General features: G+C 61.3%; 10 protein-coding genes. 3 read left to right on the plus strand and 7 right to left on the minus strand.

Going from position 1 to position 12,078, the window contains the following annotated elements:
• Positions 1 to 176 precede the first annotated feature (176 nt).
• Entirely contained in the window at positions 177 to 1,601 is a 1,425-nt protein-coding gene (locus DBV08_RS31765; protein WP_124570075.1) for an aldehyde dehydrogenase family protein, read from the plus strand.
• Between the two features lie 64 nt (positions 1,602 to 1,665).
• Here the strand turns inward: DBV08_RS31765 and DBV08_RS31770 are convergent, their stop codons facing one another.
• From DBV08_RS31770 to DBV08_RS31800, 7 genes are read right to left on the minus strand one after another with little or no spacing between them, the layout of a single operon-like run.
• Positions 1,666 to 2,427 carry an HpcH/HpaI aldolase/citrate lyase family protein gene (locus tag DBV08_RS31770; protein WP_124570077.1) on the minus strand — a complete coding sequence of 254 codons (762 nt, stop codon included), beginning with the start codon at positions 2,425 to 2,427 and terminating at the stop codon, positions 1,666 to 1,668.
• Positions 2,428 to 2,461: 34 nt separating this feature from the next.
• Positions 2,462 to 3,421, minus strand: coding sequence for an aldo/keto reductase (locus tag DBV08_RS31775; RefSeq protein ID WP_124570079.1), 960 nt, complete (start codon positions 3,419 to 3,421; stop codon positions 2,462 to 2,464).
• On the minus strand, positions 3,421 to 4,287 hold the full coding sequence (locus DBV08_RS31780) for an ATP-binding cassette domain-containing protein (protein ID WP_124570081.1): 867 nt from the start codon (positions 4,285 to 4,287) through the stop codon (positions 3,421 to 3,423). The genes DBV08_RS31775 and DBV08_RS31780 overlap by 1 nt, the downstream gene beginning before the upstream one ends.
• Positions 4,284 to 5,117 (minus strand): ABC transporter ATP-binding protein, encoded by an 834-nt coding sequence (locus DBV08_RS31785; RefSeq protein ID WP_124570083.1) that lies wholly within the window; start codon positions 5,115 to 5,117, stop codon positions 4,284 to 4,286. The genes DBV08_RS31780 and DBV08_RS31785 overlap by 4 nt, the downstream gene beginning before the upstream one ends.
• 3 nt (positions 5,118 to 5,120) lie before the next feature.
• Positions 5,121 to 6,068, minus strand: coding sequence for an ABC transporter permease (locus DBV08_RS31790; RefSeq protein WP_095973714.1), 948 nt, complete (start codon positions 6,066 to 6,068; stop codon positions 5,121 to 5,123).
• Positions 6,068 to 7,072: an ABC transporter permease gene (locus tag DBV08_RS31795; protein ID WP_007732496.1), complete on the minus strand. Its 1,005-nt coding sequence runs from the start codon at positions 7,070 to 7,072 to the stop codon at positions 6,068 to 6,070. The genes DBV08_RS31790 and DBV08_RS31795 overlap by 1 nt, the downstream gene beginning before the upstream one ends.
• 4 nt (positions 7,073 to 7,076) lie before the next feature.
• The gene (locus DBV08_RS31800) at positions 7,077 to 8,654 is read right to left on the minus strand and encodes an ABC transporter substrate-binding protein (protein ID WP_124570085.1); all 1,578 of its coding nucleotides are present in this window, start codon (positions 8,652 to 8,654) and stop codon (positions 7,077 to 7,079) included.
• 212 nt (positions 8,655 to 8,866) lie between these two features.
• On the opposite strand from DBV08_RS31800, the gene pdxA reads away from it, so the two are divergent.
• Positions 8,867 to 11,119 (plus strand): 4-hydroxythreonine-4-phosphate dehydrogenase PdxA, encoded by a 2,253-nt coding sequence (gene pdxA / locus DBV08_RS31810; RefSeq protein ID WP_124570087.1) that lies wholly within the window; start codon positions 8,867 to 8,869, stop codon positions 11,117 to 11,119.
• A 27-nt stretch (positions 11,120 to 11,146) separates the two neighbouring features.
• Positions 11,147 to 11,914: a DeoR/GlpR family DNA-binding transcription regulator gene (locus DBV08_RS31815; RefSeq protein ID WP_124570089.1), complete on the plus strand. Its 768-nt coding sequence runs from the start codon at positions 11,147 to 11,149 to the stop codon at positions 11,912 to 11,914.
• The last annotated feature ends 164 nt before the right edge of the window (positions 11,915 to 12,078 follow it).

A 12,078-nucleotide genomic window follows, 5' to 3' on the forward strand; every position in this document is an offset into this window, starting at 1 on the left:
ACGTACCGTTCACACGATCCTGAAAAGCCTGCGCCCACCGCAAGTCTCGTCAGTCGAACCTCAATCGCGCCACCAACCTGCCACGGAACCCGTCGAGCGTGGCTAGGCTCGGACGAGGTGACCCGTGTGATCGGGCCCACCTCACCTGTGCACGCGTGATGACTACGGAGGCTTCGATGACCGATATTCTCGACCGCACCAAAATCTATGTTGATGGCGCCTGGATCGAATCCACTGGCAGCGGTCGGATCGACGTTCTCAATCCGGCTACCGAAGAGCTGATAGGAACTGTCGCCGAAGGCACTGTCGAAGATGTCGACGCGGCCGCGAAGGCAGCGCGAAAGGCGTTCCCCACGTGGTCTGCACTATCCGGCGGCGAGCGCGCCGAATATCTTTCCAAGGCTGCGGCGATAATTGCCGAACGCACCGATGATCTTGCGGCGCTCGTTTCGCAGGATATGGGAATGCCGATCGGATTCGCGAAGCCCGTACAAATCGGAATGCCGCTCGCGAATTTGAATGCATTTGCCGAATTGGCTCGCACTTATGATTTCGACGCTCACGAGGTCGGGAATTCGCTGATTGTTCGCGAACCTGCGGGTGTTGTCGGCGCCATCACTCCTTGGAACTTCCCGCTCCACCAGGTTGTCTTGAAGGTTGGTGGAGCACTTGCCGCGGGATGCACTGTGGTGCTCAAGCCCACCGAGGTTGCGCCACTCATCACGTACGCTCTCGCTGACATCTTCGACGAAATTGGTTTGCCTCCAGGTGTATTCAACCTGGTGAGCGGCTACGGCCCGGTAGTGGGTGAAGCCATCGCCGGCCATCCCGAAGTCGACATGGTCTCCTTCACCGGTTCGACTCGGGCCGGCAAGCGAGTGGCCATCGTTGCCGCGGACACCATCAAGAAGGTGTCGCTCGAGCTGGGCGGCAAGTCGGCGAACGTCATTCTCGACGACGCCGATCTCGAAAAGGCTGTCACGGATGGCGTCGCAAAGTGCTTCATCAATTCGGGCCAGACCTGTTCGGCGCTGACGCGGATGTTGGTCCCCGCGGAGAAGGTGGATGAGGCAGCGGCAATCGCTGCTGCGGTAGCCGCTCATTTCCCGGTAGGTGATCCGACTCAGCCGACTTCGGTGCTTGGTCCTCTGGTGAACGCGAATCAGCTGGGACGCGTTCGCGGATACATCGAGAAGGGTGTGTCGGAAGGTGCCACCGCGGTTGTCGACGGACGCGAAACCGGTCTGGCCAGTGGATATTTCGTCGGTCCGACAGTGTTCGCGAACGTGACCGAAGACATGACCATTGCGCGCGAGGAGATCTTCGGACCGGTCCTCTCGATCATGGGCTACAAAGACGAGGCCGACGCAGTGCGGATTGCCAACGGTACCGAGTACGGACTGGCCGGTGGCGTTTGGTCAGGTGACCCCGATCGCGCGGATCGCGTCGCACGGCAACTGCGGGCCGGGCAGGTCGAGGTGAACGGCGGAGCATTCAACACGAATGCTCCGTTCGGTGGGTACAAGCAGTCGGGCGTAGGACGCGAGGCGGGCACGTTCGGGCTCGAAGAGTTCCTCGAGATCAAGGCGATTCAGCGATAGCTTTGTTCGAGAATGGCGATGCTCCCGTACCAAGTACGGGAGCATCGCCATTTTTGTGCCCGGATCAGGACTTGGCGGCATCCAAATGCTGAGCCGAGATGTTCGCCAGGTGTGTCAGGTCCGAGGCCACGGTCGCGAACGTGTAGCCCTCCCCGAGTCGTTGTGCCGCAACCTGACCGGAGGGTGTGTGGATTCCCGCGGCCACTCCGCTGAGGGCGGCAGCTTCGTGCACCCGGGTAAGCGCTGCTTCGAATTCCTCGGAGACATCCGGATCGTTGGAGTGCTTACCGCCGACGGCGATTCGTAGGTCGGACGGCCCGACGTACACGCCGTCCAAGCCGGGCACTGCGCAGATATCTTCGACGTTCGCCAGACCCTGTGGAGTCTCGATCATCGCAAAGACAACGGTGTCACGGTTCGCGTCGGCGGGAACGGGGCCGATACGGAGTTGCGAGCGCATGGGCCCGTAGGAGCGGATGCCGAACGGCGGATACTTGGCGGCTGCCACGGCGGCCGCAGCCTCTTCGGCGTTGTTGATCAGTGGAACTATGACGCCGACGGCGCCTGCGTCGAGTGCACGGCCGATGGGCGTCGGATTGTTTGCCTCGACGCGCACCATCCCGACGGTGGACGGCGACGAGTCGATTGCGGTGAGGCCGGCGACCATCCCCGAATAGCCGATCAAACCGTGCTGCATGTCGAGGGCGATGTAGTCCCAGCCGACGTGCGCGATCCACTCCGTCGAGATCGGGCTGTCGATGACGGACCAGTATCCGAGAATGCGTTCGCGTCCTCGGATACGTGCGGCGAATTCCTGTGCTGACATAGTGAAGAACTCTTCCTGATGAAGGTCGGGTGTTTCAGCGGTTGTAGTTGGGCATGGGGCCTCGTAGGGCGGCACCGACGAGATCACACTCTTCGACGGTCGAGGCGTCGAGTGGGCCTCGCCCGATGGCCGCGATATTGGATTCGAGGTGGGCGACTTTGGATCCTCCGAGGAGCAGCGATCCGGTCGCGGGCTTGCTGACCAGCCAGCGCAACGCAAGCTCGGTCAGGGAGATGCTCGACTGCTCCGCGATCGTCGTCAGTTGTGCAATGGCGTCGAAGATCTGCGTGTTCCAGTACCGTTCCTTGTACATCGATGCAAGACGGGAGTCGCCGAATCGGCCGTCGGAGGGACTTTCCTCGAAGGTGTGGCGCCCAGTGAGCAGGCCCCCACCGAGTGGGTTGTAGACCATGGTGGTCAGTCCGGCCACGTCCGCGAATTCGGCGTATTCTTCTTCGATGCGACGGGCGAGCAAGTTGTAGAGCTGTTGTGCGACGATCGGTCGCGGCGCACCGACTGTGTCTGCGGTGTAGTTGATTTCGCTGATCTGCCACGCTGCGAAGTTGGATACGCCGAGTGTGCGGATCTTGCCCTCGGCAACCAGTTCCGCGACGGTCGTGAGAGTCTCGGTCAGCGTGACGGTTCGGTCCGGCTGATGGAGATAGAACAGGTCGACGTAGTCCGTGTCGAGTCTGCGCAGGCTTCCTTCGATGCTTGCCCGGAGCCCCTTTGCCGAGAGTGGGCTGTTGTCACCGGCATCTGGATGCGGCATTCCCGCCTTACTGGCGAGAGTGATGGAATCGCGTCGGCCCTGAAGGAGCTTTGCGAGCATGCGCTCGGACTCGCCGCCCGCATAGCCGTTGGCCGTGTCGATGTGAGAGATACCGGCGTCGAGTGCGGCGTCGAGCATCGCGCCCGCGCCCGCAGCGTCGACGGTATCCCCGAAAGTCATGGTGCCCAGCACCATTTTCGGAAGCTCGAGTGGGGCGGTCATCAGGCAACTCCTCGTGGTTCGATCTGCTTGGCCAGCAAGTTCTTGGACAGTGTGGCCACTACGTGGCGTGGTTTGATCCCCACCATCGTTGTGGGGTCGAGGGCCGCGCCACGTAGTGCGCGTGTGTACGGCTCGCGGGGGCTGGCGAGAACTGCTTCTGTGGAACCGGATTCGACGATGGTTCCCTTCGACATCACGACTACGGTCTCGCTGATCTCTCGGACGACGCCCAAGTTGTGTGAGATGAAAACGTACGTCAGACCGGTATCGGCTTGAATTTCACGTAGGAGCTCGAGTACCTGCGCTTGGACCGAAACATCCAGGGCGCTCGTGGCCTCGTCGCAGACCAGGATCTCGGGTCCGCTGGCCAGTGCACGAGCGATTCCGATTCGCTGACGTTGGCCTCCTGAGAACTCCGCCGGACGCCGGTGTAGTGCCGAACTGGGCAGGCCAACGCGACCGACGAGTTCTGCTGCTGCCTTGGAGCGTTCCGCCTTGCTTCGGACACCCTTGAGTCGCAGTGGTTCTCCGATGATGTCCTCGGCAGTCAGGTGGGGGTCCAGTGATCCGTACGGATCTTGGAACACCATCTGAACGCGGGAGCGGAAGGGGCGCAGCGACTTCTCCGTCATCTGCGCGATGTCGGTGCCGTCGACGAGAATGCGTCCACTGGTCGGTGTGAGGAGTCGGACGATCGATCGAGCGATGGTCGACTTGCCGCATCCGGATTCGCCGACGATGGCCAGGGTCTTGCCTTTTTCCACCGAGAAGCTCACAGCATCCACTGCCCGGAAAACTCCGTCGGGAACCGGATACTCGACAACGAGGTCTTCGACGGCGAGAAGTGGCGTTTCGTGGGGGTTCATGCCGAGGCTCCGATCTGGGTTGAACGGGCGGGGTCGCCGTCCCAAGGCCCCAGGTGCGGTATGGCGTCGAGAAGCTTTTGTGTGTAGGCGCTTTGCGGTGAGTCGACGAGAACGTCGGCGCTGCCGGTCTCGACGAAACGGCCGTCCTTCATCACGTAGATTCGATCGGATACGAGTCGGGCGACTCCGAGGTCGTGGGTGATGACCAGCATTCCGATCCCGGTGCGCTCCTGCAACTCGAGCAACAGATCCAGAATCCCGGCCTGAACGGTGACGTCCAATGCACTGGTGGGTTCATCGGCCACGATCAGTTCGGGGCCGGCAGCAAGCGCGCCGGCGATCAGGACGCGCTGCAACATTCCGCCCGACAGTTGATGCGGGTATTTGTCGAGTTGCTGATCCGGATACGGAATGCGCACCTGCTCGAGCAGTTCCACTGCCCGCTCGATTTGTTGGTCCTTCGCAGTTACACCGCTGTGGCGCACTGCTTCTCGAAGTTGGCTGCCGATGGTGTGGACGGGACTCAGGGCCGTCATCGGGTCCTGGGGGATGAGAGCGATGTGTTTTCCACGAATATCGTTCAGCATCTTCGTGTTTCCGAGAATGTCCTGACCTTTGAACACAGCTTTCCCGGAAAGAACGGCAAGATCGTCCGGAAGCAGTCCGAGGATTCCCATGGCTGTCGTCGACTTTCCGGAGCCGGATTCACCGATGATGGTGACGGTTTCACCGGCGTCGATGCAGAAGGACACCCCGTCGACGGCTCGGATGACGCCATTTGCCGTGACAAGTTCGATCTGGAGGTCGTCGACCCGTAGTAGATTGCCCATGTCTCACGCCTTTGCTTTCTGGGCGTTGCCACGCCCGAACAGGCTTGCGCCCAGTCGTTTCGATCCTGCAGGTCGATCGCGTAGACCGTCGCCGAGTAGGTTCACTCCGACCACCAGCAGCACGATCATCAGGCCAGTCAGGGTCACGATCCACCATGAGGTGGTGATGTAGTCCTGGCCGTCGGCGATGATTCGTCCCCAGGTAGCGAATGGACGTTGTGGTCCGGCGCCGAGGTAGCTCAACGAGCTTTCCAGCAGTACGGCCTGCGCGAGCAGCAGCAGGACGACGAGCGATGCCTGCTTGACGATGTTCGGAATGACGTGACGAAGCAGGATGGACATACGGGTAAGTCCGAGGACTCGAGCTGCAGCTACGTAAGGCTTTTCGCGTTCGACGAGTACCAATGAGCGAGTCAACCGCGCGACTTCGGGCCACTGCGCGATCGCGATGACAAACGTGATGACGGGAATGGACGGTCCGAACAGCGCGACAACGAGAAGCAGCATCATCAGCAGAGGCAGAGAAAGCTGTGCCTCGAGGAGGCGGGAGATCACGGTGTCGACCCAGCCACCGAAGTACCCCGCGGCGGATCCGGCGACGATACCGATGAGCCCGGAGACGACTACGGCGAGAATACCGATCGTCAGAGACACCTGGCCGCCGTGCAGGATCCGTGAGAGGAGATCTCGTCCCAACTGATCGGTGCCGAACAGATGACCGTCGGTGAGAGGCGGTAGCCGTCGACTGCTCAGGTTGGTCTGGTTCGGATCTGCGAGGGGGAGTAGTCCCGCCAATGCAACGGGAAGAATCACCAGGAGCGCGCAGATCGAGCCGGCCCAGATCTTGACTCGGCTGTCTCGCTTACGGCGCGTGGCTCCGGCGCGTGCGAAGTCTGCCTCGGTGACCGCGCTGGCGCGTGGAGTTGTGGGAGGTTCCAAGACGGTAGTCATCAGTTGGCGCCCTTTCCGAGTCGCACGCGTGGATCCAGGAGGGGGTAGAGGAGGTCCACTGCCAGTTGCACGAGCACTGCGAGAACCGCAGTGACAAGTACGGTGGCCTGGATGAGCGGGTAGTCGCGAGTCTCGAGTGCGCGGACCACCAGCGAGCCGACACCAGGCCAGGCGAACACGACCTCGACCACTACGACGCCGTTCAGCATTCCGGCGAATCTGGTGCCCAGCGCGGTGACGATGGGAATTGCCGAGTTACGCATCGCATATCGCCAGGTGAGTTCGCGTTCGGATACTCCGCGAGAGCGTGCGACAGTGATGTAGGGAGAAGCGAAGGCCGAGACCATTTCGCGTCGGACCATTCGGGAGATCAGCGCGATCTGAAGGATGGCGATAGTGACGGTAGGCAGGATCAACGACGGCCACGTGGTGAAACCGGCTGCGGGGAGCACCGGGATCAGGACCGCGAAAATCGTCACCAGCATCAGACCGCTCCAGAACTCCGGCATGGACTGCCCGCCGACGGCCACGACGTTTGCACCGAGTTCGCGTCGGGTGTCCGCGTGACGGGCCATCCACACGCCCAACGGAATCGAGAGCACGGCGGTCAGCAGGATGGAGCTGACGGCCAGGGTGATCGTGTACGGGAGTCGGCCGAGGACAACGTCCATGGCCGGCGCCTGGAACGAGTACGAGGTGCCGAGATTCAGATGGACCAGGTCCCACAGGTAGATCAGGTATTGAGAGAACACCGACTTGTCCAAGCCCATGTCAGCACGGATTTGTGCTAGATCCTCCGTGCTGGCCAGCGGTCCGGCCAAGGCGTAGGCAGGATCGCCGGGAGCCATTCGGATCAGGACGAACACTGTTGTGAGCGTGAGGAAGATCGTCAAGGCGCTCTGTGCCAAGCGTTTGAGCACGTATTTGACGGTCGGGTTGATCCTTGTGCGCCGACGCGGAGAGATTCCGAGAGCGGTTTGCGGTTTCGGAGCGGTGAGAGTCATCGCCTCAGGCCTCCAATCGGACGGCGCCGAGGTCGTAGGAGTTGATCGGGGTCAGTGAAACATTTTGTACACGAGTGCGTTTCGCAAGGAGTGCGTTGGGTACGAAGCTCCACAGGCAAGGCCAGGTGTTCCAGATGTCTTGTTGTGCGGCGTCGAGTAGAGCGGCGCGCTTGGTCGGGTCTGGTTCACTGGATGCGGCTTGGATCTTCGCGGTGATTTCGGGGAAGACGTACCCGTGATAGGTGTCGCGAGTTGCTTCCTTCTCCGCTGTGCCGGCGTACATCCCCTGCAACGTGGTCAGTGCAAGTCCGGTCTGGTTGCCGTAGCCGTTGCCCAGCACATCCCAGTCGCCGGTCTTGCCCTGGCGCCAGGACGAGATGTCACCGCCCGGTTCGAACTGCTGGAGTTTGACGCGTACTCCCACGGCCTTCATCATTTCGAGTACCGATTCCATCACCGAGACGTCGTTGGTGAACTCTCCGGTTTCCCAGATGAAGGTGAGTTCGAGGTCGTCGGCGCCTTCGGCCGCGAGCATTTGTCGTGCTTTCCGTGGATCGTATTGGTAAATACCGGTTTTCACGGCCCCGTCCAAGGTCGACGGTGCGGGACCGGTGGCCGGGACCGCGGATCCGATCAGCACGTCCCGAGCGAGCGATTCACCGTCGATGGCGTACGTGAGGGCTTCGCGAACGCGCGGATTGGACAGTGGGTGATCGGCGGGCTTGCGGAAGTTGAAGAACAGTTGGTTGATGCGCGTGCTCGGCACGCTGTCGACCTGGACTCCAGGGAGGTCCGCGAGTTGTTCTGCGGAGTCCGGGCTGATCGAGTCGATGACGTCGACCTCGCCGCTCCGAAGCGCGACGACGCGGCCGGCCTCTTCGGGGATGAAGCGGACCTGAACACGACGAACGCCGGGGGCCGGGCCCCAGTAGTTGTCGTTGGCGACAAGCGTGTAATCGCCGGTGCCTCGGTTCGATTCGCTGACGACGAACGGTCCCGACCCGATTCCGCTCTGCAGTTCGTTGGGTTCGTTGGCAGCGGCCGGGGTGATCAAGATGTTGGACATGAGCGAGTCCAGAACCGGCACCGGGGAATTCGTCCGAAGGATGAAGGTGCGATCGTCGATGGGGACGACCGTCGGCCACTCGGGGAACTGCGGTGCGACAAAGGATCCGCTGACCTGCTGGTACATCTGCATTGCCGTCGTGACGTCGTCGATCAGCACAGGTGTGCCGTCGGAGTAACGGATGCCCTCGCGGAGTCGAACCGTCCACTCGGTCGGTCCGGTCGATTCGAACCTGTCGGCAAGAACGAGTTGCGGTGTCAGATTGTCGCCGATCCGGGTGAGACCTTGTCTGACGCCTCGCTGAGCCGTGACTGCAGCGTCGAATTGATTGAGTTTGTTGTCGAGGCTGACGAGCGAACGGTTGAGCCCGAGCACCAGTGTGTCCTGTGTCGGCTTCCCGGTAGGGCCGGCGCACGCGGCTGTCGTGCCCAGAAGCGTTGCGCCACCGATCAGCCCGGTGAACTGCAGAAAGGACCGCCGGGAGAGCTGTGGTGTTCGCAAACGAGTATTGGTCATCGGTGACCTTTCGATCCTGACGGGGCAGCGTGGGGGCGACGCTCCGAGCGGACTGTTGGTGAACAATCGCATCGGGCTCTCGCTTGTAACTCAGCTCACAATGGCACTGTTGCGCACTTCGCGCAAGTCCCGTAACTTCAATTGCGTACTTCGCGCATCGGTTGCGATGCTGTGCGTACTCGATTCAGACCGAAAGGGGGTCGAGGAATTCGATGAAACCACTGGTAATCATCGCTGACGATCTTTCCGGAGCCGCGGAGTCGGCCGCAGGATTTCTGCTCCGCAGTTCGGGCATATCGCTTCGACTCGGTCCGGGTGCACCCGACGGATCAGGAGTGACGGTTTTCGATCTGCACTCACGGCGGTCCGACCCTGCCGAAGCCTCTCGTGACGTGAGATCAGTTCTGCAATCGTCCGACGGCTCCGAGATCGTCAAGAAGATCGATTCTCTGCTCAGGGGCAACATAGCGGCGGAGGTTGGAGAACTCTCCCGCGACGGATCCCCGGTCATTGTCGCAGCCGGATTGCCCAGGCAAGGGCGCACGGTGCAAGACGGCGTGGTGTTGGTCGATGGGGTTGCGTTGCACTCCACGGACCTGTGGCGCGCGGAGTCGACGCCGGCGCCTCGGTCGATTGCAGAGGCGCTCGGACCGTCGGCAATCACTTCTGGCGTATCGCTGGACGACATTCGCTCCGGGCGTTTGAATCAGGTTCTTGCGTCGATCTCAGAAGCCGGGTCGGTGGCGATCTGCGACGTCGAGACCGACAGTGATCTGGAACTGATTGTGGCTGCAGCACAGGATGTTCGGGGATCTCGATTGGTAGGAACATCGGCGCTCGCAACGGCAGTGGCACGACGACGCACAATGCAGTCGCCCGCCGCATGCCCATCTCTTCGTGATTCTCGATCTACGTTGGTGGTTGTGGGGACGGCGGATGCGTCTGCCGGAGACCAAGTGGCATTGCTTCGGGATTCAGGTGCGCACCATATCGAAGTGAACAGTGCTGAACTCCTGGCACATTCGGTCGATCCGCTTCCGATTCTGAACGCACTGGATCGCGGAAACGTTGTCGTTTCGGTAAGTGGACCTGTCGTGCCTGCAGAATCCGTCCACCTCGTTTCGGCTCTCGCCGATCTGATCGCTGCCGTCGATGCAGGGTTCTCCCACGGCGAGTATCCGATCGACTTGGTTCTCACCGGTGGTGAAACCGCACGCAGCGTTCTCGACCGCCTCCGGATCGACACTCTGTCACCGATTTACGAAATTGAACACGGCGCCGTACTTTCCGTCGATCGCACCGGACGGTACATCGTCACGCGGCCAGGCAGTTTCGGGAATGCGCACAGTCTCTTCTCCATAACGAAGTTTCTTGCGCACCCCACCCCGGTCGCCGCTCCGGACAGTCCACCTTCAGTGACTCCTTCAGACAACGAGGTCAATCCCATGTCAATCGAATCCACTCCACTGCCGCTGATCGCTGTCACGATGGGCGACGGCGCCGGCGTCGGACCGGAAGTGATCGTCCCCGCACTCCTCGACGACGAAACGAGAAAGCGTTGCCGCCCGGTCGTTGTCGGCGACGCGAAGCGTTTGCGATTGGCTGCCGCGGTGCTCGGAATCGACGTCGACGTGGTCGCGATCGAGCAGATCGCGGATGCTGAATTCATCGATGGACGGATCAACGTCATCGACCTGGACTTGCTACCCGAGGATCTCGCCTGGGGGGAACTGTCGGCAGCCGCGGGAGATGCGGCCTATCAATATATCCGCGTCGCAAGCGAACTCGCTGTGCGCGGCGAAGTCCAGTCGATCTGCACGGCGCCGCTGAACAAGGAAGCGCTGCATGCGGCAGGACACATCTACCCCGGACACACGGAATTGCTTGCGCACCTGACCGGTACCGAGGAGGTGTCGATGATGTTGTCGACGCCCAAGCTCAAGGTGATTCACGTGACCACTCACATCGGACTGCTCGACGCAGTTGCCAGGATCGAGCCCGGCCTGGTCGAGCGGACTATTCGTCGAGGTCACGAAGCTTTGGTGCGGACGGGTAATCCGTCTCCGAAAATCGGCGTGTGCGGGATCAACCCGCATGCAGGGGAGAACGGGCTTTTCGGGTATGGAGAGGAGGAGCAGAAGATCATCCCCGCCGTCGAACTCTTGAAGGCAGAAGGAATCGACGTCCACGGTCCGCTGCCGGCGGACACGGCATTCTTCCTCGCTGGACGTGGGGACTACGACTTGATCGTTGCGATGTACCACGATCAGGGGCACGGCCCGGTCAAGGTTCTCGGGATCGAGGCCGGCGTCAACATCACCGTCGGGTTGCCTGTGATCCGTACCTCCGTCGATCACGGAACCGCTTTCGATATCGCAGGTAAGGGCATCGCCGAGGCCGGTAGTATGGTCGAAGCGCTGCGGCAGGCGGCCGAATTGGCAACCAGCACATTCGTTTCCAAGTAAGCATCAGGGTTTGTAGGGGGAGGAGCGATGGCGATCCGGGAGTCGGAGGCGAGGCGGTCGGAGATTGCGAGGCTCGCTCGCACCAGCGGTCTGGCCAGTGTCGAGGATCTGTCTGCCCAATTCGGCGTGACCGCATCCACGATCCGTCGCGACCTGAGTCAGTTGACTGCTCAGGGTCTGATCGCGCGTACCTATGGCGGGGCAATTGCCATCAATCCCCATCCGGAATCGTCTCTGCGTCAGAGGGCGCTGGAGGGATTCGACGCCAAACGGAGGATTGCAGAGTGGGCTGCCGAGCAGGTCCGGCCCGGAGAAACCGTGCTCCTTGATGCAGGTACCACCGTCGGGGCGATGGGGGAGTTCTTGCGTCACGTGACGAATTTGACGGTGATCGCTGCAGGGCTGACAGCGCTCGAGGCGTTAGCCGACGCTGATGGTGTTCGAGTCGAATGTCTCGGCGGGACGCTGAGGCAGCTCAGTCAAGGATTCGTCGGGCCGCTGGCGGAAGCGTCGCTGCAGCGGGTGTCGTTTGACAAGGCGTTCCTCGGTGCCGACGCAGTTACCGCTGACCTGGGGATTTGTGAAGCCGAGCTCGATCAGACCCGGCTCAAGGAAATGATGATCGAACGTGCCGGCGAGGTCTACATACTCGCGCACTCCGCCAAGCTTGGTGAACGTCCTTTCCACGCGTGGGCACCGATACCGCCCGGGGCGGTTCTGGTTACCGATGCTGCAGTAGACGCAAAGCAAGTCGCATTGTTCGAGGATGCAGGTATCCAAGTTCAAGTGGTGTGAGGTCCCGCTGCGTGCCGATCCGGCCACGGTGTCCGGCGTCACATCATGTCCGAATTGACGAAATCCGGGTGAAGCGGCCGATCTTGCTGGGGAAATGGTTACTTCCGAGTCTCTGACCTGTGGATTTGTCAAAGACTTCAGCAGACGCGTAACTTATTCCAAGT

It is taken from the genome of Rhodococcus sp. KBW08 (assembly GCF_003852455.1).
GTDB lineage: Bacteria > Actinomycetota > Actinomycetes > Mycobacteriales > Mycobacteriaceae > Rhodococcus_F > Rhodococcus_F baikonurensis.